The organism is Bacillus sp. 22-7 (assembly GCF_010628845.1).
Classification (GTDB): Bacteria; Bacillota; Bacilli; order Bacillales; family Cytobacillaceae; genus Cytobacillus; species Cytobacillus firmus_B.
The window spans coordinates 173,018-197,805 of the sequence record NZ_NJQY01000014.1 but is presented as its reverse complement, the minus strand read 5'-3'; the positions used below and the strand labels follow the sequence as shown (position 1 = coordinate 197,805).

Here is a 24,788-nt window from a genome sequence, read left to right as displayed (position 1 = left end):
TACTTTTGAATTTCTTTATCATCGATAATGGTTTGGGAGATAAAGTTCCAGAAGTGTAACATAAAAAATCTCTGCACGATAAATGCAGAGATTTACAGGCGCCTAATCGGCGATTTCCTTTTCATGCTTCGGCAGTGCAATGACCAATAAGAAGCTTATCACTGCAAATAACAGCACTGCATAATAAACCGAATGAAGCGAAACGGTAAGGCCATTTTGCAGAATTTCCTTTATTCCCGCATCCATGCTGTTTCTCGCATCTTCATTTAATAATACATTTGCTGAATCTAACGACAAGCTGGCGTCTATGCCTTCACCATTCTTCTGTATATATGATTTGATCTGACTGTTCAAAATTCCGCCCAGCAAGGCTGCTCCAATGGTGTTGCCCAGATTTCTCATAAACATATTGGCAGCAGTGGCAATGCCCCTTTGATTCCACTCCACTGTACTCTGAATGGATACAATAAAAGCTGTAGTGGTCAAGCCCATGCCTGCCCCCACCAGAAAGCTCCCCGCTGCAGCCCATACGGGTCCCGCTTCAGGAGTGAGGGTAACAAACATAATACTCCCCGCTATCAAAAACACTCCGCCTATGACAGATGTACTTCTAAAACCAATTTTTAAAAGCAGCTTGCCTGCCGCTGCAGAAGCAATCGGCCATCCAATCGACATCGTGGTAAGTGTAAAGCCGGCTACTATCGGAGATCTTTCCATGACACCCTGTACAAATGCAGGCAGAAAACTGGAAATCCCTATAAGCATGACACCGGTTGTTAAGGAAGCCAAATTAGCGATTAATATTGGCTTCTCCTTCCATATATTAAAGGGCATCATTGGCTCTGCAGCTTTTTGTTCCTGCAGGATAAATAAAATAAAGGCAATTAAACTGACCGCTAAAAGGCTGATGGCTTCAATGGAATTCCATGCCCAATTGGTACCTCCCTCCACAAGCACAAACATGAGAGATGAAATGGAAACAGTTAATAGCACAACTCCTGCATAATCGATCTCGTGTTTTTTCCTTTCCACATTCTCATGGAGGAAAAGCCATAAGCCTGCAATAGCCATGATGCCAAGCGGAATGTTTACCCAAAAAACATATCGCCAGCTGACGAATTCAACCAGCAGTCCGCCTATTGCCGGGCCCATGATAGCTGAAATTCCCCATACGCTTGATAAATAACCCTGCACCTGTGCCCTTTCCTCTTTAGTATAAATATCCCCGACAATGGTTGTTGCAATCGGCATTACGGCTCCGGCACCAAAGCCCTGGATTAACCTGAAAATGATCAGTGCAGTCATCGATTGCGCAAAACCGCATAATATGGAACCAATTAAGAAAATGATAATCCCGAACGTTAAAACGGGTTTCCGTCCAAATAAGTCTGAAAGCTTGCCGTAAATCAAAACAGTCACAGCATTCATTAACAGATATGCTGAAAATACCCAGCTATATAAAGCAAATCCGCCTAAATCCCCAACAATGGCAGGCATCGCAGTTGACACTATGGTTGCCTCAATGGCCCCCATAAACATGGCAAGCATTACTGAAGCCAGCACAAAAGGCTTTTTGGTCACTTTCCTCTTTCCTTGAGGCATTTTTTTATGTAAAGTTTGACTCAAGTATTTCCCCTCCATGAATAAACCCGAAAATAACGGCTATAAACCCGCCTGAATACTCGAATACTCAATTGAAAATAAAGCAAGCTCCCACTGGGGGGAGCTGATTTTTATTGTTTATTTAATCGTCTGATATGTTTATTTAGTTGATCCAATACTGTTCTGCGGGTAAGTATTCCCTCAAAGTAGCCTTCCTTGTTTTCAACACAAACAAATGGATGGTCAACTAATAGCGCGATGGATTGCTGTATAGAAGATTCAACATCAAGCCTTGGAATATTTGCGTTCATAGCCTCTTCAACCCTTTTTTTCTCCAGCTGCTCAAACTCAATCCGCTCAAGACCAAGAATGGAATCCATAATAATGGGTGTGCTAATTAAGCCCTGCAGCTTATATTGAGGGTCCAGTACAGGAATAGCTGTGTATCCGCTTTTCGTTAGTACTAAGAGGGCATGCTCCAGGTTATTGCCAACCTGCACATGTGCTACCCGTTCAGAAGGAATCATGAAATCACTAATGTTAAATTCTAAAAATTCCTCGCTATGAAGACTGATCATCACCGAAAACTCCTCAAAAATTAGTTATGCTTCTTAACCATTTTATCACAGTCTCCGGCATTTTGCGCCTATTATCCTTTACTGGTTTGAATGTCTTTAACTTCATAGCCGCAGTCAGGACAATGAAAAATAACATTTTGATTGGATTGTGCAGTTAGTACGGCATCAATTTCTTTTTCTGCCCTGCAGCTCGGACATGTTACAGTTGGCATCATTCTGCTTCACCTCAACTTAAAGGATCATATACTGCTTATTATTCTCAATGCCTATTTTTTCAAGTCTTATTGTTTTTTAATATTTCTTTCATTTCTTCAAGAGTTTTCCTGATCCGTATTACTTCTCTTTTTGTATTAATTAAATCTGCAAGCAAAAGAAGAACAGTAAAAAACAGCATAATCATGAGCAGGTAATACATTTCACACCTCTGGCAATTGGTTTATTATTAAAGCACATATAAGAAAAGGGGCCAAAAGGCCCCTTATGTATGTGGTGAATTATTGAATCAAATCGAAAATTTCGATTGTGATCATATCAATGTTGTCGAATTGATATCTTTTTGGCTTTTCTTTATCGTTATATACTTCCAGTTCAAATGTTTCATTTTTCGGATGAAAAGTTACCTGGCATTTTCTTTCACCATTCACCTCAAAAAATCGTTGCATTGGCTCTCCGCCTGTTGCTTGTTCCTGTAAGCTCTTTAAGCGAGTTAATATACCTTGAAGCTGTGACATGCTCTCTCTCCTTTCCAAAACAAAACCCATAATTAACATTTAGGTTTCTCTTTTGGCATGTTTCTATCCTTAAGAAATAAATTCAGAATATTCAAGCTGAATGCTTTACATACCAATATTAACAGAATAAAATATTGTCAGGTGTTTGTACAAGCAAAAGCTTTATAAAGGACGTGATTTTTTTTGGCAAAACCTGAAAAATTAGCGGAAAACCTATATTTAATTGATGATTTTGACCTATCAATGGAAAAACGTACCGGTACATATGTCTTAACAGAACAAAAGCTGACTTTGATTGAAACCTCGGCCAGCCCCTCTATCCCCTACATTTTGGAAGGACTGAACCAGCTTCACTTTACACCGGAGGAAGTTGATTATATCATCGTGACACATATTCATCTTGATCATGCGGGCGGCACAGGGTTATTATTAACTCACTGTCCAAACGCAAAGGTAATAGTCCACCCGAAGGGTGCAAGGCACCTAGCAGACCCTTCACGCTTAATTACCGGTGCAAAAGCAGTTTATGGTGATCAATTCGATGGACTGTTTAATCCAATATTGCCTGTTCCAGAGGATAAGATTATCACTAAAGAACATGAAGAAGAACTTGAAATAAGTCCAGATTGCACCCTAAAATTTTATAATTCGCCCGGACACGCCAATCACCACTTCAGTATCTTTCACCCTGCCTTAAATGGGATGTTTACGGGAGATACAGCTGGTGTATTTTATCCGCAGTTGAAAGAGCTCGGGATTGAATTGTATCTGCCCTCAACTTCACCAAACCAATTCAGTCCAGGCAAAATGCTCGAATCCATTGACATGTACGAAAAAATGGACCTTGAACTCATTTTCTTTGGCCATTACGGCATGAGTTCAACCCCTAAAGAAGTCTACAGGCAAATAAAGGATTGGCTTAAGATTTTCATGAACGCAGGGGAAATTGCCTTTTCCGGCGGGGGCTCAATTGATCAGCAGTCACAGGCAGCACAAGCCATCCTCAAAGAGAAAGTTAAAACATATCTTAATGATAAAGGCATTCCATCTGACCATCCTGTATACGAGGTTCTTTCTGTAGACATAGCTGTCTGTTCGATGGGATTGATTGATTACCTGCATAAGGCAAACTGATTGCCTGCTGGATCATCCTGCTTTATGATAGAGTAACAAAAGACACGGAGGATACAAACATTGAAAGAGATTGTTATATATACACAGCCGGATTGTCCGCCCTGTGAAATCACAAAAATGTTTTTGAATGAGAATGGATATGCCTATACAATTAAAGACATAAAAAAAGATGCCGCTGCACATAAAGAGCTGACAAAGCAGTTTAGCTCCTTTTCTACGCCAACTGTGGTGATCGGGGATACCGTCATTAGAGGATTTGACCTGGAAAAACTTAGATCAGTTCTGGGAATGGAATAAAAAAAGAGCTTAAAAGCCCGGTAAGCTTTTAAGCTCTTTTAATTGGCTGCCAGCTGTCCGTTCAGCTCCTGCTGTTCAAACAAAGCTAATATACCTTGGTTATCTGATAAAAGCATGCTTCCTGACCGAAACATGACATCAAATGGATTTAACAGAAATCCGAATTGATAGGAAGGCTTATTTTGCCAATTTGTTTCAGGAGTTTTAAAAGAGGTTTGTTTTGCCGTTTTTTGCCCACCCTCAGCTTTTTTTATTATTTTCCCGGGAATATTTTCACCCAGGAATTTAACGACTTTCATCTTCCCTCCTTGCTCCGTCAGCAAAATTCCCTCATAGTGGCTGTCATACCCCACCGGTCCTTCATGGTTTTCCGGAAAATATTCATACACATAGACTTTCCCTTTTTCTTCCACAACTTTTGTATTATCCGAATACGTGAAAAACGGAATGTAGTATGCCGCTGCATCTCCTCCAAGAGTAAAGTATTTGCCATTTTCCAAAACAAGGTTTTCTTTCAGAAACTGATTTTTAGCTTCTTCAGAAAAATATGGCTCAAGCAATTCATCGACTTCATTCATGCTTCGCTCTTCCCCGCTAAGCTCAACCTGTGCTTGAAAGGCATTCTGCAGGAATTCGTAAACCTCTTCTTTATTAGTATCTCTCTCGGCATAAGTATGAGAAGGAATCGCTGCGATCATGACTGCAATTGTGATAATAATTCCTGTTATATGCTTGTACATTCCACTCTCCCTTTCTTTATCGATCACTTAGTTTGTACCCTCAATTTTACCAGCAAATAAATTTCCTGATACCTGCTTTCGTTCCCCAAATTCCCGTGTGTTTTGACAGAAAAATTCGTTTCTTGTTAAGAATCTACCCGTATTGACAAAGAATTAACGCAGCAGATGGAAAAGCCCATAATTAATTTGGATGTAAATATTGTAAATTGATCAATTTCATTTCTATACGTCAAAAGAAGACCCTCCAAGTGGAGGGCCTTTACCAAGTCCATGTAAGTGCAAAATAAGTAATCATGACAAGAAGGATTCCAAAACAAATGGCATATGTCAAAAAAATAGGATTTCTGATATATGCATGCTTTTGAACATTATCCGGCAGTTCTGCATCGATATCACCCTTTACTGCCTTTCTTTCTTTTCCAATAAACAAAGTGTAAACTAAGGAATATACAAGTATCCCAAGTCCGATCAGTAGTATGATCAATGTATACATGCTCATGGTTAATCTCTCCTTGAGGAAAGTTCTACACTTACATTTCCTCAAACCAAGCATGTTTATACTTAATATTTAATCTTATAGTAACCCATCATGCTCATATAAATATTCATATGATAAATCCACAAATAAGTAATCACTGGCATTAAGAGGAAAGGAAAAAGTCCTTATGGTTTCACCTGTCTCAATATCGGTATATAAATCAGAGAGGATGCCCTTTTTATTTATTCGCATTTTCATTATATTTTCAAGGAAATACGGACGCCAGCTCCAATTTTTATGTAGATATTCATTTTGGGTTAACCATCCTCCATCCCTTTTGAAGTAATTCGCAGATTTCTGAAATCCGTCTTCATCGCAGATATACAGGCGAAAAGCTGCCCCGTCCAAAAGAAGGGCAATCTGCTCCAAGGTTTCTTCATAAGCAATAACCTTTTTATTTTTATTTACAAAATCAATCAGCTTGTCATTGAACTCAAGTGTAACCTGATACAGCGATTCCAATTTTTTCTTTTCATGCACAATAAACCGGTGACATTCGTTTCGTAACTTTTCCTTTAGTATATCTCTATCCGGAAAATTTTCTGCAGGTTTTTGCAAATAATATCCCTGATAGTAGCGGCCACCATTTTTCCATGCATATTGAAGCTGGTAAACCATTTCAATATTTTCAAAAAGCAAGCTAGCTCCAATTTTCCTGGCAAGCATGGATAAGGAATAGAGGATATCATTAAAATTATAAGCAGATGCATTGGATTTCATGGACTCCAGATCCACCTTTAAAATGTCAGGAGCCAATTGTCCGATTCGATCGAGATGACTGCTTTCATTTCCAAGTTTATCTATTGCTAACTTGATTCCATATGTCCTGTAGTAATTTAAAAGATGGTCCAGATGGTCAATATCTCCCTTGTAATTCCTTTCGGTAATTTCCAATACAATCCGGTCAAGGCTTATGCCTTTTTTTTCATATTCCTGGAGGGTATTCAAAAATTGTTCCCCATCGTTATACATGAGCAAGTCAGCATCTCTATTTATAAAAATCAGAACATCTTTATCAAGATGCTGCGCCTTGCCTAGAGCCTTTTTTAATATTTCATAATCTACCTCAATCCGGAATTCTTCGGGAATATTCTCATCCTGGAAGAATGGCCCCAGACTGATAACCCCATTAGAACCTTTATATCGGCCTAATACCTCATAACCAATGACACGATGCTCATCTGCACTGAATATTGGCTGGAAATAGGGAAATACATTATCCAAATCTGTAAGGATATCCAATGCATCCATGTCCTAGCCTCCCTATGTAAATAAAGTGAAACTGCGATTAATGAGTTATTATACCATACTCGCTTAAAACTTTTACTATTCAAAATATAAATTCCACTTCTTGATGAAACATGTTTGTTTGGCAAAAGCTTTGCATCATATTGCCGTGTTATACTCCACAAGCTAATATCAGGACATCAAAAGAAAGAGGGTATTTCATGAGGAACTTCCTATTTATATCCCTTCTTATTCCTTTGCTTGGCTGCGGACATTCAGAACCGGCCAGTCCTGTACAAGAGACTGGCATGGTTTCAAGAGAGCTGACTGCTAAAATACCTGTCAACGCAGAAAAGGACCAGCAGAAAGTAACAGCCCAAAATATGGACACCACTACGGCTGTTAAAAAACGATCTGTCATTATTGATGTTCCACTAATCAGACAAAATCCCGAATTGAAGTATGGATGTGAAGTAACCAGCTTGACAATGCTTCTGCAGCATGCAGGTGTCAAAGTCGGGAAAATGGATTTGTATGATGCAGTAAAAAAAGATAATGATCCGCTGATTCGCTCAAAAGGTGATATTTTAAAATGGGGTAATCCTGAAGAAGGATTTGTGGGTGATATGACAGGGAGAACTGCCGGATACGCAGTTTTCGATAAACCAATTGAAGAATTGGTGAATAAATACCTGCCAGGAAGAGCCGTTAATTTAACCGGCCGGGATTTTGATGCAGTTCTTATGCATGTTTCCATAGGATATCCTGCTGTCGTCTGGACGACAGGAGATTATAGGCTTCCTGACCGCTGGGAATCCTGGACTCACTCCGGCAAAACCATTAAAACTCCATTAGATCTTCATGCAGTCGTATTGGTCGGGTATAATGATCAGTTTGTTTTCCTAAACGACCCCCTTTCAGGAAAAAAACAGGTGAAGGTTTCAAAAGAACGATTTATTTCATCATGGAAGGCTTTGCAGTCGAGAGCTGTAAGCTATCAATAGATATGCCAGCCGGCTGAAAACAATTCAGCCGGCTTTTATATACATTAAAACGGAAACTGGTTTAGCCACTGGCCGCCATCCATTGTGATGCACTCCCCATTAATATAACCTGCATGTTCTGAGAAAAGGAAGAAGGCCAATTCTGCAATTTCCTCCGGCTTCCCAAGCCTGCCAAGCGGTACACTTTGAAGTGTCCTTCTTGCAGCTTCCTCCGATTCCCACAGCCTGTCAGCCCCCCCTGTCCTTTCAATTGGACCTGGAGCTATGGCATTTACCCTGATACCATATTTTCTTCCCCATTCGACAGCCAATGTTCTTGTCATGGATAATACTCCTGCTTTTGCGGCAGCCGAGTGTATGACTCCCGCACCGGCGTCCCATGCATATGTAGCCACCATATTGATTATGCTTCCCTTAATCCCCTTTTCAATCCAGTATTTACCGACTTCGCTTGAACAATAAAAGGTTCCATTCAGGACAATATTAATAACAGAATTCCATCCATTTGCACTCAGCTGCTCTGCAGGGCAAATAAAATTTCCTGCAGCATTATTAACGAGAAAATCAACTTGCCCAAATGTACTCAGTGTTTCATTTAGCATATGTTTAACATGTTCAATCTCACGGACATCCATTTGAATGGTTAAAACTTGTCCATTGGCTGTCTCAATTTCAGCTTTTGCTGCCTCCAGGCGTTCCGGGTTTCTTCCTGTTATCACCACATTGGCTCCGGCTTCAGCAAACCTCTTTGCCATATACTTCCCCATGCCGCTGGAACCGCCGGTAACAATGACTGTTTTATTCTTCATTCTAATTCCCCTCTCAAAAAATGAATGATCATTCATTTACATTTTACCATTAAATAGAGAATTTTCGAACTATTATTTATAAATTAAATTAATTTGGCTCTTTTCGTATATATTGTTGGTTTTCATCTTTCAATGTTGTCCGTTGATTTCCGCTCCAGCCTGCCAGCTACTCCCGCTGGACGTTGAATAAGCTCCTCGAGGATTTCGCACCTTCCTCTCCAATCAACTCAGTAAATAAGATACAGAAAAGCAGCAAACCTTGCGAAAACAGCCCTTTATTTAAATGAAAATGAAGGATAAAAACAAGCATAGTTAATTCTTCTTTTTAATAGGATAGTTTGATAGTATTAAAGATACTGTATGAAAAGGTTATAACTCTCTTCTCATGCAGACTCCAGAAAAATTTATATAGATAGGTTGGTATGCCCAATGGCGAAAAAAGTGTCCAGAAGATCTTTTTTAAAAAGAGCTCTCGGCTTTTTTGCTGCTATGTTTGGTATTAGTGCAGGCGGCTATTATTATGCACGGGATATTGAGCCCCGGCTCCTGGAAATCACAAACTACAAAATCTCTGACAGCGCAATTCCTCAAGCGTTCGATAATAAAAAAATCATCCAATTCAGCGACACCCATCTAGGCTTTCATTATGACCTGAAACAGCTGGAAGAATTGATTGAAAAGATAAACAGCCTGAAGCCAGATATTGTTTTCTTTACAGGTGACCTGATGGATGAACCCAATAAATATCAAAAAGCAGACCAAATAGCACCGCTCCTGAAAAAAATTCAAGCACCTCTCGGCAGGTTTGCTATTTATGGGAATCATGACCACGGGGGCTATGGTTCAGATATCTATAAGTCCATTATGGAAGAATCCGGCTTTATTCTTTTACTGAATGAAAATCGCAAACTCGAGTTTTCCGGAAGCAGCATCGGGATTATAGGCATTGACGATGCCATGCTCGGAAGGCCGGACATAAAGCTTGCCAGCGAAAATATGAACGGTGGATCATATAATATTTTATTATCCCACGCACCGGATTTAGCAGATGCAGCCTCAGCCTTCAGCATAAATCTGCAGTTGAGCGGTCATAGTCATGGCGGCCAAATTAAACTGCCGTTCTTTGGAGCCTTAGTTAAACCTCCACATGCTGAAAGATACTATGAAGGTTTCTATGAAATTGGCAGTCAAAATCCATTAACTCTTTATGTAAACAGAGGGCTTGGGACAACCCGTCTGCCCTTCCGCTTTTTATCCAAACCGGAACTGACGGTGTTTACCCTTCAATCCGACAGCGGCAAGTAAGGGAAAGCAAATCATTGCAGCTTTCCCTTTTTTGCTGCATTCAGGACATTATTTAAGCAATAAGTTACAAGATGATTTTCTCAGGCATATATTTAAATAAACCTTTTCAGAAAGAGGTGGCTGCTATTTACCATATTGTAAAGCCCGGTGAAACAATGTCTGTCATTGCCCAAAATTACCGCCGCCCATTAAGCGAGCTTTTGGCGGCAAACCCTGCCATTGTAAATCCCGGACTGATTTATCCCGGCCAGCGAATAATAATACCAGGACTGCCTGAACCGGATTCCATACCATATACAATCATAGTTTCAAGAGGCAAAAAAAGCTTAACACTTTTATCTAACGGTGCTGTACAAAAAGTCTATCCCATTGCGGTGGGAAAAATGCTGACGCAGACCCCAATTGGAGAGTTTGTAATTGTGAACAGAGAACCAGACCCCGGCGGTCCATATGGGGTCATGTGGCTTTCCCTGTCAAAGTACGGCTACGGAATCCACGGAACCAATAACCCTTCCTCAATTGGCCAATCTGTTTCCAAAGGCTGTATACGAATGTATAACCAGGATGTCCTCCAATTGTCACGCATAGTACCAAATGGCACAAGGGTAATAATACAACCATAGAGATTATCGTCCCTTAACAAAACTTTCGCTAAAAAATTGCGAAAGTTTTTTATTTTTTGTTGATTTTATTATTAACACAACATATCATATTGATATATCAAAGTAATATATCGTGTTGATACATTGAAAGGAGTTGCAATCTTGTCTATAGAACATACCATCCTTGCGGTATTAAGCTTTTGGCCCAGCACAGGATATACAATTAAATCAGAATTTGAACACAAAGCTGCTGGTCTTTACTGGGGAATGAGCTATGGGAGCATATACCCAAAATTAAAAAAGCTTGAGGCAGAAGGATTTATCTATGCAATCGAACAGGAAGATGAAGGAAGAAAGAAAAAAATGTATGAGCTTACTGCTAAAGGCTGGAAGGAGTTTGAAAATTGGTTGAAGACACCTCCTTCTTTCCCCGTGATTAAAGATGAACTGCTAATGAAAATGTCAACCTGGCATGAAGATATGGATAATGAAGTGTTAATCAGCCACTTATTAAAAAGAAAAGAAGAAGCTTCAGATATTCTTAAATTCGTAAAGGAGTGGCCGAGAAATGGTTATTCCTATGTCAGCAAGCTTGGCACCCTCTCGATCCGATATGCAGAAATGAAGCTGGAAACAGAAATAAAATGGATCGATGAATCAATCGAAGCGCTGCAAAAAGATAATTTACCAGATGGCCAGGATCCTCATGGCAATACTGAAAAGCTTCTGAACAGGAGAAGGATGGCCATCGGAAGGGATGAAGGGAATTGACAGCGAAACCAGGTATTTTTAAACCGCTCAAGCTAAAATCCTTTCGCGCACTTTTTGGCGCCCAGTTATTTTCAGACTTGGGGAACTGGCTGGATTTAATTGCTTTGCAGGTTATTGTCGCTTATCACTGGGGTCTGGATGAAACGGCAATTGCCTCTGTCATTATAGTTCTCGGTCTTCCCTGGGTCATCATTGGCCCATTTGCAAGTGTGTTTGTGGACAGAATGCCCAAGAAAGCAGTTATGATTGTTTGCCTCCTTTTAAGAATAGTCTTTGTAGCAGGTTTATTTTACTCTCCTAACCTATACATTCTGCTATTATTTGTGTTTTTAAAAGGAACCGTATCAGCACTTTATGATCCTGCAAGGCAGAGTGCCATCCGTATGATTGTACCTGAAAGCATGCTGCCTGAAGCAGTAACTCTTAGCCAGCTTTCAGTCAACACAATGAAAATTGCGGGGCCCGCATTAGGAGGAGGGATTATAGCTGTTTTTGGACCAAAAAGTCCATTTCTGTTCGAAGCAGCAGGGTTCTTTATAGCTGTAATTTTTCTGCTGTTTCTTCCCAGCTTAAAGTCCTTTGAGGAGTCAGATAAAAAAATGGCTGGCGACCAAACAGGCAAAGGGGAATTTTGGAAAGATTTCTCTGAAGGCATCAAACATATTTTTCATACTCCCCTTTTAAAGATCTCGATTATTCTTTCTTCTGCAGCGTTTTTCATTATTTTCCTTTATGATGGGTTATTTGTTTTTATTGCAAAGCAGATAGGATTCAATGAGGGGAATTTTGGATTGCTGATAAGTGCAGTGGGAGCAGGAAGTGTTGCGGGTTCACTATTGCTGGGCCAATGGACAGGGTGGAACCGGAAACCCATCCATTTAATGAGTTCTTCAGCCATATTAAGCGGCATTTTTATAGCAGCTGTTGGGCTTGGAGGCTTAGGTTTTCTTAATTTACCACAATTGGCCTGGATAATCGGTGCATGTTTTTTAGGCCTTTTAGGGGCGGGAGAATCCGTCCCCTACGGCTATGTTCTTCAATCTGAAACACCGAAGCAAATGATGGGCAGAGTTTCTGCTGCCGCCATGTCCCTGCAGACTTTTTCCATGCTTATAGCACCTGCAGCCGGAGCTCTTCTTGCCAAACAGCTGGGTGTCTCTTTTGTTATGATTGGCGCTGGTATGGCAACGACATTATTAGGCTTCACCATGCTCATAGTTATATGGAAAAAATCAGGATCCTTACAGTCCATAGGCGGAAAGCAGCTGGATGGATAAGCTTTTCTAATATAAGCCCTATCCTAAGTTGGTTTTATTGACTAATAGGGGTATAATATGTTTATACCCCTTTAAAATATGAAAGGAGATTGGAAATTGAATTCTGATAAGAAACAATATCCCCATCTGCAGCCAACGGTTGAAAACCTCTCTCAAGCCATCTTCACCGTTAACCGCCATGCAAAGACAGCACCAAGTCCTAAATTTTTGTATAAATTAAAGCACGATGCACTGCACAAGCTGATCAAAGAAGGTAAAGCCCAAAAAGCAGGCCTGCACTATTCCGGCAATCCCAAAAATAGCCAGCAGCAATCAGATGTTCTTGTAAAGTGCGGGAACTATTCTTTCCATCTCCCGCCCTCTAAAGAGGATTTTTCTGAGCTTCCCCATTTGGGCAAGCTGGATTCCTTCGTCCGAAATCCTAAGTCCTCCTTATCACTTAACGCAGCGAAAAAATTGCTAATGTCATATACAGGACTAAAAGAGCTTAATAGCCCGCCGAATGAAAAAAAACAGCGCTATCAAAAGCCTGTATTTAAGAAATTAGGAGAAAGTTACTTTTAATCAAGAAAAGCGGAAGCGCCTGTTCACCCCCGTCGACCTCGAGGGGGTAGGCGCTGGAGCTAGACAGTTATCAAAATACCAAAAGCCGGAATGTAAACTCCAGCTTTTTTTGTTATGCCTTATAACGCATGCTGATCAATTAATAGCACTAATTCTGCAATTTCAGGCTTGCTCACCTGTACATCTGCCCCAACCATTTGACCTTTATGGCGAAGATCTTCGGTAATCAATGAAGAAAAAATAATTACCGGGATTTCTGCAAGCATCGGGTGATCTTTCACCTTCTTTGTGAGGTGATGGCCGTCCATTTGAGGCATTTCGATATCAGTGATTATGAGCTGTACTTCATCAGTGACATTCCGTCCGGATTCTGCTAATGAATGCAGATATTTATAAGCCTCATAACCGTTCTCAAAAAATTCAACTCGGGAAAAGCCCGCTTCATTTAATGTATCGTTCAAAAGCTTTCTTAATAGTGGAGAATCCTCTGCAATAATCAGGTTCTTATCAGATCTTTCACGCTTTCCAAGTTTTTGAACCTTCTGGATGCTGATCCCTGTATCAGGATTAATTTCAGTGACCATTTTTTCAAAATCAAGCAGCAGGACCATTTCTTCACCAAGCTTAATGATTCCGATAATCTGGCTTTCCTGTCCCTGGTACATTTCAGATGGTTTTTCAATTTGGTTCCAGGAAATACGGTGAATTTTCGAGACATTATGAACATGAAAAACAATTTTCTGCTGATTAAACTCTGTAACAATAAACTTATCCTGCTGTGGGGCTTGCGATGGAGCCATTTTCAATGAGGAAGCTACATCAACTACAGGAAGCACCTCACCCCTCAGTTCAATGATTCCTTCAATATTTCTATGAGAATGAGGGACAGGAGTGACCTGTACAGGGTTTATGATTTCCTTTACTTTAATCACATTAATGCCGAATTTATTCCTGCCTATTGAAAATTCAACAATTTCAAGTTCATTCGTTCCGCTTTCAAGTAAGATGCCTTTTTTCTGATTCACTTTTTTCGCCCTTCCTTTTTCATCTGCCTATATCTAAATCGGTGCTTCAAATTATGTCTCCTATAGCAGAGCGCATGCCATTTGATTCTTTTTCTCTATTAATATACCATGAATGGGTAAAATTTCTTATTGAAATTTGATATTTTTTGTAATAAGCCCTCATTCTGCAGCAGAAGTCTGTAATGCTTAAACAATAAAAAGCAAGCCTGGAGCGGCCTGCTTCTAAAATGCTATACAAGATGTACGGTTATTCAGGAATGCTGTCGTCTTTAATTTTTGAATGAACGAACAGTCCGATTATAGTCAAAATCATTAATGAGCCTAAAGCCATTCTGCTCGCCATGTTTCCGTAGCTTGCGAAGATCAGTGTAATGCTTCCGTAAATGAGCGGACCAATAATGGATGATACTTTTCCTGAAAATGCAAACAAACCAAAAAACTGTCCTCTTTTATTCTCAGGAGTTAATTCCACAATATACGTCCTTGTAGTTACCCACATGGAACCGAGGGCAACCCCAAACATGCTCCCTGCAATCCAGAACATTGCTTCATTGACAGCGCCAACCGCAATTGCCAATGCAACAAGAAGAAGGATTCCAACATACTTAACCGCTTTATTTGCCCCTTTCGCCTTGGTTATATAGCCAAATACAAAAGAACCAATTATACTGGACACCGTGGAAACCAGATATAACAAAATGAATTTGCCAGTGGTAAAGCCGACAATTGTTTTTGCATAAACGGCCATCATCGCAATCGTGGTGGCAATTGCATCATTTAAGAAAAAATAAGCAATCATGAAAGTGAAAATTGATTTATAATGTTTCATTTCTTTAAAAGTCTTCCAAACTTCCTTATAGCCTGATAAAAATGTTTGTTTTTCTTTTGCCTGTAGGGGCTTATCTTTTACAAAGAAAAACAGCGGCAGTGAAAACACCAGAAATAAAATAGCAGTTGGTATGAAAGATTCGTGAAAACCGTCATCACCTACAAATAAATAGACAGTCAGGCCTACAAGGGTTCCAATATAGCCGACAGCTACTCCAAAGCCTGATATCAGCGGAATATCCTGCTTTGTTCCCATGTCTGAAATCATTGCATCGTAAAACACCAGACTGGAATGGAAAAAAAACTTTGCAATAATAAAACAAATAATAACAAGTGCAAGGTAAACAGGCAGCCCAAATATTTTCCCGCTAATCTGGCTGGATGCAAAAACACCCATCAATATCGTTGCCATGACAGTAATAAGCGTAAAGATCACTATATATTTCTTTTTTCTTCCTGTCCTGTCTATCATAACTCCGAACAAGGGTGAAAACAGGACAAGAAAAAAGCTTGCCAATGCATTAGAATAAGATATAAAAGTACTTGCAATCTGATTTAAAACTTCATTCTCCCCTATTACTTCCTGCAGGTAAAAAGGAAAAAATATCGTATTAATATTGGATGAAAAAATGGTATTCGCAAAATCATATAGTGCCCATGATACAATCGGCAGGGTCATATACAGGCGCAGGGAATTAAATTTCCCCGGCTTCTTGAGCTCCGTTTTCTCTATTTCCATGCCATCAGCTCCTTAATGTAAAAACAGTGAGACTGTCACCGCATATTAAACCCTGATGCCGGCAGCCTGGATAATTTGCTTTTTATGGTGAATGTCATGTTCTATAAAATCAGCAAAATAATCACGCACAGTTAAGGCAGTGCTGCCTATTGTAAATGCTGTATCCAGTTTTTCTTCAGTCATTCCTTCAAGTATATGAAGGAATTTTTCTCTGACTGATAATAGTTCTTCAATAATTTCCAGTTGTGCATGCTTTTGAGCATATTCTGCGGCAGCATCATTCACATACTGAAAGTCAGGATAGCTCTCAAGCTCCGCACCCTCTTTAAAAAATGGGAAACGCTTCTCAAGGGAATATCTATCCCAAAATAACAGATGGGCAACTACTGCGGCAACCGCCCATTTTCCTTCTTTAACAGGCTTTAGCCAGGTTTTCTGGTCAAGCTCTTTTAAAGACTCAAGCCACACTGAAAAAGATTCATAATGAGTAATAATGTCCTTCTTTTGCATTTTCATCCTCCCTTTCTAAAAATATATTCTGCATGCAATCAATAAATCCTTTTTAGTCCTGATCCTCAAAAAGCTGTATAGCAGCTAGGCCATACAGCTCTTTTTGAGTTATTTTTTTACTACAACTGTGCCGGCAATTAAATCGTGCAGTGCCTGTTTTTTCTCTGTAAAGGCAGCAATGATGTATCCAATAAGGAAAATTCCAGACAAGATGGCCATGGCCAAATATCTCCCAAGCGCTCTCCAGAAGGAAATGCGATTACCGTTTAAGTCAGTCACTTTTATTCCCAGCAGCTTTTTCCCAACAGTACCCTGCCATGCGGATGCATGCAGGCCTGCAAAATAGGCAACAGCGATGACAAGATTGACAATAAAAGTTACTCCAATTGCACCAAAATATGACCCCATGAATGCAAGAGCTTCTGCATCCGTCATTTCTGCTTCCATATAAGATGGGTCACTTATCATCGTGTTAAAAGCGTCAGAAGTGCCAAAGAAGATCATAAAAATAACGATGCTTAGAATGGTAAGCGGGATTCCAACAATAATAGAATCAATTAAATAGGCCGCAAATCTGAGCCAGAATCCGCCATATTCCTTTGTGCTTTCATAAGGCTGCTTCTCTAAAGATGTCTCCACTTAAAAACCTCCTTAAATTAATTAAGCAGGAAACTTATAAACTAAAAATATAGTTTCCACTATCTACTAATGTTAATCTCTAAATGAATTATATTCAACTATTTGTAAAATCTTACACAGATTTATTTTCATCAAATATTTTTTTAAAACGTTTTCATCTTGACTATTCTGTGAACACTCTTCTAACACTGTAGACACCCTTTTACTCAAGGCATAAAATAAGTCTGTAAAGCAGAAAGCAAGGTTTTACATAAATAAAAAAAGAGGTGCAATCAGGCATGAAAGGTACAGCAATCCTTTACCATGATGAAAATAAAGTTACGATTCTTGAAAATGTGGAACATTCAGTGTTTGAGGAAATGAAAGATCAATGCGGCGATAAACATTGTCATTGTCATATAGAAAATAAAGTAATCGACTTTGGTGCAGTATACCCGGTTTTATGGCATGAAGATGAAGTTGATTGGGATTACGGATACTAATTATATTTTTGCAGGCTCTGAATAGAACTCAGGGCCTGTTTTATTTTTTACTGTTTACTGCTGTACCAAAGTGTTAGAATAAACAGTATGATGATGCGAGGTGAATACATTGGAACATTTAATCAACCAAAGAGTGAAGGACATAGAAATTTCCGGAATCAGAAGGTTTTTCAATATGGTTGCCGGCACCAAAGATATGATTTCTCTTACAATTGGACAGCCTGACTTCCCTACGCCGCTGCATGTTAAAGAAGCAGCAAAACAGGCAATCGATGAAAACTTTACCTCCTACACACACAATGCGGGCGATATTCGATTGCGTGAAGCTGCAGCTTCTTTTGTAAAAACAAAATATAACCTTACATATAACCCTGAATCTGAAGTCATTGTGACATCGGGAGCGAGTGAAGCAATTGATATTGCCTTCCGGACAATTTTGGACGAAGGATCGGAAGTAATCCTGCCTGGTCCTGTTTATCCCGGATATGAGCCAATCATAAAACTTTGCGGTGCAGTTCCGGTACATACTGATATTTCGAAAAACAAATTCAGATTTACTGCTGATATAATCTCGAAACAACTGAGTGAAAAAACAAGGTGCATTGTTCTTCCATACCCATCGAATCCGACAGGTGTCAGCCTGACACTGGAGGAACTTGATCAAATTGCAGCTCTTGTTAAGGGCAAAGATATCTTTATCCTTGCTGATGAAATTTACAGCGAACTGATCTATGATCACACCCACCACTCAATCGCTTCCCTTTTAAGGGAGCAAACAGTGGTCATTAATGGTTTATCCAAATCCCATTCAATGACAGGCTGGCGCATTGGGCTATTATTCGCTCCGGAAAATCTGGCAAAGCATATCTTGAAGGTTCATCAGTATAATGTGACTTGTGCAGCATCTGTCTCCCAAATGGCGGCTCTTGAAGCATTGACAGCAGGGATCGACGACGCCCTGCCAATGAGACGGGAATATGCCAAGCGCCGTGACTATGTTTATGAGCGATTAGTACAAATGAATCTGGATGTAGTCAAACCTGATGGCGCCTTTTACTTTTTTATAAAAATACCGGATGGTTCCATCCCCTCCTTTGAATTTGCCCTTTCGCTTGTTGAAGAGGCAGGAGTTGCAGTAGTTCCGGGCAGTGCATTTTCCTCATATGGAGAAGGCTATTTCCGAATATCTTTTGCCTATTCCATGGACACATTAAAGGAAGGGCTTAACCGGATCGAAAAGTATCTGGAAGGCATAAAAATGTAAATATCTAAGCGCCCATCCTTGTTTAAAGAGATGGGCGCTTTTTTTCGTATATTCCATTAAAAAAGCAAAAAGGCAAGCTCCAGCCTGCCTTTTTGCTACTATTGCCCCTGATATTCCCCGTTGTTTTTTGACGCTTTTTCTTTTTTAGCTTTATCCTTCTGAATTTTATTTGTATCAGCACTTCCAAATTCGTGAGAGAATTCAGAATCAATGGCAGCAGAATCGAAACCTTTTTTGTTCTTCTGCTGAGGATCATTTTTCTTGTTTCTTTTAGCCAACTGTCTAACCCCCTTTTCACTTTCTTTATTAGTTTGAAGTGAAAAAAGAGGGTTTATTCATAAAATGGGGCTTATCACTTTTCCCAATATTTATATAATGCCTGTGTACCGCTGTTTTCTTCTCCGTTTTCAGCAAGCTCAGCATACATTTTCTTTGCGAGCGAGAGTCCCGGAGTCATCATCCCCATTGCTTCTGCTTCATTTAAGGCTATATTCATGTCTTTTATGAAATGTTTAATATAAAAGCCCGGTTCAAAGTTTCCCTCAATCATTCTAGGTGCCAGATTGGATAAGGACCAGCTGCCTGCGGCTCCAGATGTTATGCTTTGAAGCACTGTTTTCGGGTCCAAACCTGCTTTTTCAGCATAAACAACGGCTTCACACACCCCTATCATATTGGATGCTATCGCAATTTGATTGCACATTTTCGTATGCTGTCCGGCTCCCGCATTTCCTTGATAAACGATATTCGTTCCGAGGAGATTGAAAATCGGTTCTACAGCCAGAAATGCGTCCCTGTCTCCTCCTGCCATTATTGAAAGCTTTGCATCCCTTGCGCCGATATCTCCGCCTGAAACAGGGGCATCTATTGCATATATGCCGATTTTGCGTGCTTCTTCATATATCCTTTTGGCTAATGTAGGTGTAGAGGTGGTCATGTCAATTACATATGTATTTTCTCTGCCATTTGTGATAATGCCATTTTCCCCGAGATACACTTCCTCTACATCTGCGGGATAACCAACAATGGTAATAATAACATTTGCTTTCTTTGCAACTGCTGCAGGAGTCTCTGCCCACTCTGCCCCCTTCTCTATCAGTTCAGAGGCTTTTTCTTTGGTTCTTGTATACACGACTAACGGATAGCCGGCTTTCAACAGGTGTCCCGCCATGCTCTTGCCCATAACCCCTGTTCCTACAAACCCGATAACTGTATTTTCAGGTGAAACCATGGTACCCTCTCCCTTGAAATATCTGAATTTTTTATTTTAATTCTACCATTACTTTTGTTTGAATAAAAATATTAGGATTTACAAAACGACAAAAGACCAGGCAAATACCTGATCCATCCCCAATTTTATGCGCGTAATTTATAATACCCAACTCAGGTTAAAATAAAACACCTTTTAAAGCTGAGATGAAAAATTGTTTAAGAATGCTCTCGCTACCACTTCATCCTCATTTATAATTTCGACGGAAACTGCATCTTCATTCACAATCATTTTTTCTATTTCGAACACATGCAAGTCCTGAGTAAGAGGAATGGGATTCATAAAAATATAGTTCCCCTTTTCATTATTTACTTCTATATATTCCCCATTAATAATAGTGTCCTCCCCGTAAACAAACTCATCCGTTCCCAGGGCAGCAGCCAGTTTTTCATTATGTATGGTAACTTTCACCTTGTATAATTCTTCTTCCGAAAGAATTTTATCATTAATTTTAAACCGGAACTGCAGCTCATTGTTTTTAGTCAGCAGGGCTTCAGCATGACTATTGACGATTGAATTCTGTGTACCCTGCATGCAGCCTGACAGAAGCAATGCCAATAGGGCGGTGAGCATTAGGCTAATTGTTTTTTTATTCATGAAAAATTCCTCCTTTTTCATTACCTTTTCCTTTACCGCCTGACAATAAACCCCAATCTGTAAAACTTAATTCTAATCTTTGGAAATAACAGAAATTAGCATGAATTAAAAGAAGCCCTTCTCAGGCTTCTTTAGTGCAGAACGCGGCTTAAAAATGCGCTTTGTTTCTCATATAAGTCGTTCTGCTGTTTTTCTTTAATACATCTATATCGATCATGAAAGAGAAAGCTGATTATTATGGTAACCATTTTCCATCTCTCCTTTTTGTTGTTGTAGCTTTATTATAGGAGAGTTTCTTATTTCGGATAACATCCATAAGATGTGATTTAAGTCATCCTTAGGACTGAGAACCGGTAAAAGCAAAAAATAAACCGGCCTTAATAGGCCGGTTTAAAAAGGGGGGAAAATGAGAATGATCAGCTTAGTTAAGTCTGACCTAAGTGCTTACTTCTAATTTACCCGCGAGATTATATTTAAAACTCACAAAATATTACAGTTTGATTACAGGTTAGCTGTTTCTTTTACAGCTTGGACTACTTCTTCAGCTGTATTCATATGAAGCGCTTTTTCAGCCAGGGCTTCCATGTCCTTTTTGTTCAGACGGCTGATTTGAGAACGGGCTTTAAGAATTGATGTAGCGCTCATGGAGAACTCGTCAAGACCTAATCCCAGCAGCAATGGAATTGCCGTTTCGTCTCCAGCCATTTCACCGCACATGCCAGCCCATTTTCCTTCTTTGTGCGCTGCGTCAATTACCATTTTAACCAAACGCAGAATCGCAGGATTATACGGCTGGTAAAGGTAAGAAACACGCTCATTCATACGGTCTGCAGCCATAGTGTACTGAATTAGATCATTTGTGCCTACACTGAAGAAATCGACTTCTTTAGCGAATTGCTCAGCCATAACAGCAGTTGAAGGAATTTCAACCATAATGCCAATTTCAATGTTATCGGCAACTTGTGTGCCTTCACTAACAAGCTTCTGTTTTTCTTCTTCAAGGATTGCTTTACCCTGACGGAATTCATCAAGAGTGGCAATCATAGGGAACATGATTTTCAGGTTTCCATAAGTACTTGCTCTTAATAAAGCCCTTAATTGCGTCCTGAACATATCCTGTTCTTCCAGACATAGGCGAATAGCACGGAAGCCAAGGAATGGGTTCATTTCCTTTGGAAGATTAAGATAAGGAAGCTCCTTATCCCCCCCGATATCCAGTGTGCGGACTACAACCGGTTTTCCGCTCATTCCTTCGAGTACAGCTTTGTAGGATTCAAACTGCTCCTCTTCTGTTGGAAGCTGATCTCTTCCCATATATAAAAATTCCGTACGGTAAAGACCAACGCCTTCTCCGCCATTTTCAACTACACCCTTCAAGTCTTTAGGAGTACCAATATTGGCAGCCAATTCAACATGATGGCCATCAGCTGTCACTGATTTCTCATTGACAAGCTTGGCCCACTCTGCTTTTTGCTCCTCGAATTTTCGATGCTCTTCTTTGTATTCAGCGATAGCCTCCGGGGTCGGATTAATATGTACCAAACCTTTTAATCCATCCACGATAACCATATCGCCATTATTAATTTGCTTCGTAGAATCCTTTGTTCCAACTACTGCTGGAATTTCCATGGAACGGGCCATAATGGCAGAGTGAGATGTTCTTCCGCCAATGTCAGTTGTAAATCCTTTAACGAACTGGCGATTTAACTGAGCAGTATCGGATGGTGTCAAGTCTTCAGCGATGATGATAACTTCTTCTGCAATCGTGCTGGGATTCACTACTTGTACTCCGAGCAAATGTGAAAGTACACGTTTCGTTACGTCACGGATATCCGCTGCACGCTCTTTCATGTATTCATTGTCCATTTGTTCAAACATAGTAATGAACATATCCGCAGTCTCTTTTAAAGCAGATTCAGCGTTTACATTTTCTGTTTTGATTTTATCTTCAATTGGCGAAATTAATTCCGGATCACTCAATACTAGAAGATGAGCATCAAAAATAGCTGCTTTATCTGCACCCAGCTCTTTATGGGCATTGTCGCGAATTACTTCCAATTCACCTTTAGATTCAGCTAAGGCTGATTGAAAGCGTTCCACTTCCTGTCCAGCATTTTCGACTGTTACTTTATCAAAAGAGAGATCCGGCTCAACCAAACGGTAAGCCTTGGCAATAGCAATACCGCTTGACGCCGCAATACCATTTAAAAAGCTCATTATTCAGCCAATCCTTCTTTTTTCAATGTTTCTTCAAGGCTGTTAAGAGCATCCTGTTCATCGCTGCCTTCAGCAATAATTGTAATATCGGCACCTTGTCCAACACCTAAAGACATAACGCCCATAATTGATTTTAGGTTTACTTTCTTTTCTTTATATTCAAGGTGAATTTCTGAGTCAAATTTGCTTGCAGCTTGTACAAGCATTGTTGCTGGACGAGCGTGAATTCCTGTTTCTGCAGTTACATTAAATTGTTTTTGTACCATATGAGATCAATCTCCTTCGTATTATTGAATATGAATTAAGATGTGCAAGGCGTTGCCTCACGAACTTAATGACGGGAACTGGAGTTTTTTCAGCAAAACCAGCAGTAGGATGAAACCGTTATATTCCGTCCTATATGCTGTTTTATTTTTTCCAATGCCCTATTATTCATGTATATAGTTGTTCAAAAAGGCTGAGAAAATTAGTCAATCATTTCCTCTCGAAGCTTCTCTGCTTTTCGAACACTTCCATAGAATCAGGTAAGATTACCGGGCTGTAATTAAGTCATCGGACAACTTACATCTCAGACAAAAGAATAGCATTTCACATTCATTTAGACAATGAAAAACCCTTAATTTTTAACGTTTGTTCACATTTTTTTGAGTAAAACGCTTACATTTGCCAAGGATTTCTACTCAGTTATATTTTTCTTTAAATCTATGGCATTTGATGGTACTTATCTTGTTTTCTAACCATCTTTGATGTTTCTTTGTATTGAAGTACATTATAGCCTATTCTCATTTTTGAAATAGTCCCTTTTAGAGCCGTTTCATGATCGGCTTCCCGTTCCGTATAGAGTGTAACAAGATCTGAGACGGATCGGGCCAGCATTTCTATTACATGTTTTAAGTCTTCATGACGATAAATTGTGTTGTCTTCCATTAGGTGCTCGAGGATATCCTGAGATAAGCTTTTCACTCTGTATGCTTTTTCTTTTTCATGTTTCATTTGTTAATCCCGCCTTTTTGATTAATTTCTCAATTATATGCGGGCAAGAAGGGTGAAATGCTGTGAGCTTGACTAATAAAAACACTAGCTTTTTCCTTCAGGGAAAAATTGGGCATCCTGATTGAAAAAGTTCTTATAAGATAGAAGGATAAATATAATTACAGATAAACCTACACTGCCCAAAATCCCCAGCAGAATGACAATCTGATATTCAATCGCAAGCAATGGACTTACTCCCGATAATATCTGCCCGGTCATCATACCAGGCAAAAAAATGATGCCCATTCCAAGCATATTGTTTATAGTCGGCAGAACAGCGGAATCAAAAGAATGATTAACATATGGCTTAACTGCAATTTTGGGTTCAGCACCAAGCATCAGGGCACCCTCGATCATATCTCTTTGGGTGGTAAAGGAATTTAGAAGCTCCTTTACACTCAGCGTGATGCCCGTCATGGAGTTGCCTATTATCATGCCTGCAATTGGAATGAAGTAGCGGGGATCATACCAGGGCTCAAAGTGAATAACAACAAAATTAAAAAATATTAAACAAAATGCTGTACCTGTTATCATGGAAATCGCAATGGTTTTTTTGAGGCTTACTGACAGTCTGACTCCAGCCTGTTTATAGATTGTGTAAATTGCAAAACCTTCCATAATACAAATCACACCTAACGTTAAGAACGGATCGGAAAGTTCAAATAGATAGGTTAATACATAGCCTGCAATCACAAGCTGAAGTGTCATTCTGAAAGCAGCCATTGCCAGCATTTTTTGACGTGCGATGCCTCTCACCTTGAAGATTAAGATTAGAAGCAGCACAAATAGGTAAGCTGATATTAGTCTCCAAAGTTCAATATCAATAATTGAGCTATTTTCCATCAGACTCCTCCATAGGTGTTTTCTCCACCTCTTCCGCAGACCGGGATAAAGTGAAACTTCAGTCAGTGGGGGCTTTCCTTATCCCCCACTGATTGTTAGTCGCGTTCTAGTGTCGCTAAGATCTCCGCTAGCGCTTCGATCAATCGACACTACGAGCCCGATT

At 39.8% G+C, this 24,788-nt stretch carries 29 protein-coding genes; 10 read left to right on the top strand and 19 right to left on the bottom strand.

The window, feature by feature from the left end; all coding sequences use genetic code 11:
- Positions 1-102: 102 nt before the first annotated feature.
- The 4 genes from CE058_RS12385 to CE058_RS12375 all read right to left on the bottom strand — a co-directional run bounded on the left by CE058_RS12385 (position 103) and on the right by CE058_RS12375 (position 2,911).
- Positions 103-1,602 (bottom strand): MDR family MFS transporter, encoded by a 1,500-nt coding sequence (locus CE058_RS12385; protein ID WP_163143185.1) that lies wholly within the window; start codon positions 1,600-1,602, stop codon positions 103-105.
- Positions 1,603-1,733: 131 nt separating this feature from the next.
- On the bottom strand, positions 1,734-2,180 hold the full coding sequence (gene cbpB / locus CE058_RS12380; RefSeq protein ID WP_048010650.1) for a cyclic-di-AMP-binding protein CbpB: 447 nt from the start codon (positions 2,178-2,180) through the stop codon (positions 1,734-1,736).
- A gap of 71 nt (positions 2,181-2,251) precedes the next feature.
- Complete coding sequence (locus CE058_RS24770) at positions 2,252-2,395, bottom strand: hypothetical protein (RefSeq protein ID WP_175609180.1); 144 nt, start codon at positions 2,393-2,395, stop codon at positions 2,252-2,254.
- A gap of 279 nt (positions 2,396-2,674) precedes the next feature.
- Positions 2,675-2,911, bottom strand: coding sequence for a YkuJ family protein (locus CE058_RS12375; RefSeq protein WP_035328567.1), 237 nt, complete (start codon positions 2,909-2,911; stop codon positions 2,675-2,677).
- Between the two features lie 183 nt (positions 2,912-3,094).
- On the opposite strand from CE058_RS12375, the gene CE058_RS12370 reads away from it, so the two are divergent.
- Both CE058_RS12370 and CE058_RS12365 read left to right on the top strand, forming a co-directional pair.
- Positions 3,095-4,045, top strand: a complete 951-nt coding sequence (locus tag CE058_RS12370) for an MBL fold metallo-hydrolase (protein WP_163142988.1) — start codon at positions 3,095-3,097, stop codon at positions 4,043-4,045.
- A 60-nt stretch (positions 4,046-4,105) separates the two neighbouring features.
- Positions 4,106-4,342 carry a glutaredoxin family protein gene (locus CE058_RS12365; RefSeq protein ID WP_048010652.1) on the top strand — a complete coding sequence of 79 codons (237 nt, stop codon included), beginning with the start codon at positions 4,106-4,108 and terminating at the stop codon, positions 4,340-4,342.
- A 38-nt stretch (positions 4,343-4,380) separates the two neighbouring features.
- Here CE058_RS12365 and CE058_RS12360 read toward each other — a convergent pair whose 3' ends face one another.
- The 3 genes from CE058_RS12360 to CE058_RS12350 form a co-directional block, all read right to left on the bottom strand.
- Positions 4,381-5,082, bottom strand: a complete 702-nt coding sequence (locus CE058_RS12360) for a DUF3993 domain-containing protein (RefSeq protein ID WP_163142985.1) — start codon at positions 5,080-5,082, stop codon at positions 4,381-4,383.
- A 259-nt stretch (positions 5,083-5,341) separates the two neighbouring features.
- Positions 5,342-5,581, bottom strand: a complete 240-nt coding sequence (locus CE058_RS12355) for a hypothetical protein (RefSeq protein ID WP_048010654.1) — start codon at positions 5,579-5,581, stop codon at positions 5,342-5,344.
- Positions 5,582-5,656: 75 nt separating this feature from the next.
- Positions 5,657-6,871, bottom strand: coding sequence for an EAL domain-containing protein (locus CE058_RS12350; RefSeq protein WP_048010655.1), 1,215 nt, complete (start codon positions 6,869-6,871; stop codon positions 5,657-5,659).
- Between the two features lie 197 nt (positions 6,872-7,068).
- Between CE058_RS12350 and CE058_RS12345 the strand changes: the two genes are divergently transcribed.
- The gene (locus CE058_RS12345; protein WP_163142982.1) at positions 7,069-7,851 is read left to right on the top strand and encodes a C39 family peptidase; all 783 of its coding nucleotides are present in this window, start codon (positions 7,069-7,071) and stop codon (positions 7,849-7,851) included.
- Positions 7,852-7,895: 44 nt separating this feature from the next.
- Here the strand turns inward: CE058_RS12345 and fadH are convergent, their stop codons facing one another.
- Complete coding sequence (gene fadH, locus CE058_RS12340; RefSeq protein ID WP_163142979.1) at positions 7,896-8,660, bottom strand: 2,4-dienoyl-CoA reductase; 765 nt, start codon at positions 8,658-8,660, stop codon at positions 7,896-7,898.
- A 429-nt stretch (positions 8,661-9,089) separates the two neighbouring features.
- Here fadH and CE058_RS12335 point away from each other — a divergent pair, with 429 nt between their 5' ends.
- The 5 genes from CE058_RS12335 (at position 9,090) to CE058_RS12315 (ending at position 13,179) form a co-directional block, all read left to right on the top strand.
- Complete coding sequence (locus CE058_RS12335; RefSeq protein WP_159344897.1) at positions 9,090-9,965, top strand: metallophosphoesterase; 876 nt, start codon at positions 9,090-9,092, stop codon at positions 9,963-9,965.
- 125 nt (positions 9,966-10,090) lie between these two features.
- A complete protein-coding gene (locus CE058_RS12330; RefSeq protein WP_048010677.1) occupies positions 10,091-10,588 on the top strand; it encodes a L,D-transpeptidase family protein in 498 nt (165 codons plus the stop codon).
- A gap of 141 nt (positions 10,589-10,729) precedes the next feature.
- Positions 10,730-11,338: a PadR family transcriptional regulator gene (locus CE058_RS12325; RefSeq protein WP_163142976.1), complete on the top strand. Its 609-nt coding sequence runs from the start codon at positions 10,730-10,732 to the stop codon at positions 11,336-11,338.
- Positions 11,335-12,615, top strand: a complete 1,281-nt coding sequence (locus CE058_RS12320) for an MFS transporter (RefSeq protein ID WP_159344899.1) — start codon at positions 11,335-11,337, stop codon at positions 12,613-12,615. The genes CE058_RS12325 and CE058_RS12320 overlap by 4 nt, the downstream gene beginning before the upstream one ends.
- 78 nt (positions 12,616-12,693) lie before the next feature.
- Positions 12,694-13,179 carry a YkyB family protein gene (locus tag CE058_RS12315; RefSeq protein WP_172581916.1) on the top strand — a complete coding sequence of 162 codons (486 nt, stop codon included), beginning with the start codon at positions 12,694-12,696 and terminating at the stop codon, positions 13,177-13,179.
- A gap of 119 nt (positions 13,180-13,298) precedes the next feature.
- Here CE058_RS12315 and CE058_RS12310 read toward each other — a convergent pair whose 3' ends face one another.
- From CE058_RS12310 to CE058_RS12295, 4 genes are all read right to left on the bottom strand, one after another.
- Positions 13,299-14,204 (bottom strand): chemotaxis protein, encoded by a 906-nt coding sequence (locus CE058_RS12310; protein WP_163142974.1) that lies wholly within the window; start codon positions 14,202-14,204, stop codon positions 13,299-13,301.
- 247 nt (positions 14,205-14,451) lie between these two features.
- Complete coding sequence (locus tag CE058_RS12305; protein ID WP_163142971.1) at positions 14,452-15,771, bottom strand: MFS transporter; 1,320 nt, start codon at positions 15,769-15,771, stop codon at positions 14,452-14,454.
- Between the two features lie 45 nt (positions 15,772-15,816).
- Positions 15,817-16,281, bottom strand: a complete 465-nt coding sequence (locus tag CE058_RS12300) for a DinB family protein (protein WP_227886641.1) — start codon at positions 16,279-16,281, stop codon at positions 15,817-15,819.
- A 108-nt stretch (positions 16,282-16,389) separates the two neighbouring features.
- On the bottom strand, positions 16,390-16,920 hold the full coding sequence (locus CE058_RS12295; RefSeq protein WP_163142965.1) for an RDD family protein: 531 nt from the start codon (positions 16,918-16,920) through the stop codon (positions 16,390-16,392).
- Between the two features lie 278 nt (positions 16,921-17,198).
- On the opposite strand from CE058_RS12295, the gene CE058_RS12290 reads away from it, so the two are divergent.
- Complete coding sequence (locus tag CE058_RS12290) at positions 17,199-17,402, top strand: hypothetical protein (RefSeq protein ID WP_163142962.1); 204 nt, start codon at positions 17,199-17,201, stop codon at positions 17,400-17,402.
- 109 nt (positions 17,403-17,511) lie between these two features.
- Positions 17,512-18,666 carry an aminotransferase A gene (locus CE058_RS12285; protein WP_163142959.1) on the top strand — a complete coding sequence of 385 codons (1,155 nt, stop codon included), beginning with the start codon at positions 17,512-17,514 and terminating at the stop codon, positions 18,664-18,666.
- A 98-nt stretch (positions 18,667-18,764) separates the two neighbouring features.
- Here CE058_RS12285 and CE058_RS12280 read toward each other — a convergent pair whose 3' ends face one another.
- The 7 genes from CE058_RS12280 to CE058_RS12250 all read right to left on the bottom strand — a co-directional run bounded on the left by CE058_RS12280 (position 18,765) and on the right by CE058_RS12250 (position 24,625).
- Positions 18,765-18,944, bottom strand: coding sequence for a hypothetical protein (locus CE058_RS12280; RefSeq protein ID WP_048010668.1), 180 nt, complete (start codon positions 18,942-18,944; stop codon positions 18,765-18,767).
- Between the two features lie 74 nt (positions 18,945-19,018).
- Positions 19,019-19,897, bottom strand: a complete 879-nt coding sequence (locus tag CE058_RS12275; protein ID WP_163142956.1) for an NAD(P)-dependent oxidoreductase — start codon at positions 19,895-19,897, stop codon at positions 19,019-19,021.
- 174 nt (positions 19,898-20,071) lie between these two features.
- Positions 20,072-20,533, bottom strand: coding sequence for a hypothetical protein (locus tag CE058_RS12270; protein WP_163142954.1), 462 nt, complete (start codon positions 20,531-20,533; stop codon positions 20,072-20,074).
- 501 nt (positions 20,534-21,034) lie between these two features.
- Positions 21,035-22,750 carry a phosphoenolpyruvate--protein phosphotransferase gene (ptsP, locus tag CE058_RS12265; protein ID WP_163142951.1) on the bottom strand — a complete coding sequence of 572 codons (1,716 nt, stop codon included), beginning with the start codon at positions 22,748-22,750 and terminating at the stop codon, positions 21,035-21,037.
- Positions 22,750-23,016: a phosphocarrier protein HPr gene (locus CE058_RS12260; protein ID WP_048010672.1), complete on the bottom strand. Its 267-nt coding sequence runs from the start codon at positions 23,014-23,016 to the stop codon at positions 22,750-22,752. Before CE058_RS12260 ends, ptsP begins: the two co-directional genes overlap by 1 nt.
- A gap of 436 nt (positions 23,017-23,452) precedes the next feature.
- Positions 23,453-23,743 carry a hypothetical protein gene (locus CE058_RS12255; RefSeq protein ID WP_048010673.1) on the bottom strand — a complete coding sequence of 97 codons (291 nt, stop codon included), beginning with the start codon at positions 23,741-23,743 and terminating at the stop codon, positions 23,453-23,455.
- Between the two features lie 84 nt (positions 23,744-23,827).
- Positions 23,828-24,625, bottom strand: a complete 798-nt coding sequence (locus CE058_RS12250) for an ABC transporter permease (protein WP_163142948.1) — start codon at positions 24,623-24,625, stop codon at positions 23,828-23,830.
- Positions 24,626-24,788: the final 163 nt, after the last annotated feature.

Coding starts and splice junctions, on each gene's coding strand:
- CE058_RS12385 (WP_163143185.1), bottom strand. CDS start 1,602: ATGCCTCAAGGAAAGAGGAAAGTGACCAAAAAGCCTTTTGTGCTGGCT.
- cbpB (WP_048010650.1), bottom strand. CDS start 2,180: ATGATCAGTCTTCATAGCGAGGAATTTTTAGAATTTAACATTAGTGAT.
- CE058_RS24770 (WP_175609180.1), bottom strand. CDS start 2,395: ATGATGCCAACTGTAACATGTCCGAGCTGCAGGGCAGAAAAAGAAATT.
- CE058_RS12375 (WP_035328567.1), bottom strand. CDS start 2,911: ATGTCACAGCTTCAAGGTATATTAACTCGCTTAAAGAGCTTACAGGAA.
- CE058_RS12360 (WP_163142985.1), bottom strand. CDS start 5,082: ATGTACAAGCATATAACAGGAATTATTATCACAATTGCAGTCATGATC.
- CE058_RS12355 (WP_048010654.1), bottom strand. CDS start 5,581: ATGAGCATGTATACATTGATCATACTACTGATCGGACTTGGGATACTT.
- CE058_RS12350 (WP_048010655.1), bottom strand. CDS start 6,871: ATGGATGCATTGGATATCCTTACAGATTTGGATAATGTATTTCCCTAT.
- CE058_RS12345 (WP_163142982.1), top strand. CDS start 7,069: ATGAGGAACTTCCTATTTATATCCCTTCTTATTCCTTTGCTTGGCTGC.
- fadH (WP_163142979.1), bottom strand. CDS start 8,660: ATGAAGAATAAAACAGTCATTGTTACCGGCGGTTCCAGCGGCATGGGG.
- CE058_RS12335 (WP_159344897.1), top strand. CDS start 9,090: ATGGCGAAAAAAGTGTCCAGAAGATCTTTTTTAAAAAGAGCTCTCGGC.
- CE058_RS12315 (WP_172581916.1), top strand. CDS start 12,694: ATGAAAGGAGATTGGAAATTGAATTCTGATAAGAAACAATATCCCCAT.
- CE058_RS12305 (WP_163142971.1), bottom strand. CDS start 15,771: ATGGAAATAGAGAAAACGGAGCTCAAGAAGCCGGGGAAATTTAATTCC.
- CE058_RS12300 (WP_227886641.1), bottom strand. CDS start 16,281: ATGCAAAAGAAGGACATTATTACTCATTATGAATCTTTTTCAGTGTGG.
- CE058_RS12290 (WP_163142962.1), top strand. CDS start 17,199: ATGAAAGGTACAGCAATCCTTTACCATGATGAAAATAAAGTTACGATT.
- CE058_RS12275 (WP_163142956.1), bottom strand. CDS start 19,897: ATGGTTTCACCTGAAAATACAGTTATCGGGTTTGTAGGAACAGGGGTT.
- CE058_RS12270 (WP_163142954.1), bottom strand. CDS start 20,533: ATGAATAAAAAAACAATTAGCCTAATGCTCACCGCCCTATTGGCATTG.
- ptsP (WP_163142951.1), bottom strand. CDS start 22,750: ATGAGCTTTTTAAATGGTATTGCGGCGTCAAGCGGTATTGCTATTGCC.
- CE058_RS12260 (WP_048010672.1), bottom strand. CDS start 23,016: ATGGTACAAAAACAATTTAATGTAACTGCAGAAACAGGAATTCACGCT.
- CE058_RS12255 (WP_048010673.1), bottom strand. CDS start 23,743: ATGAAACATGAAAAAGAAAAAGCATACAGAGTGAAAAGCTTATCTCAG.
- CE058_RS12250 (WP_163142948.1), bottom strand. CDS start 24,625: ATGGAAAATAGCTCAATTATTGATATTGAACTTTGGAGACTAATATCA.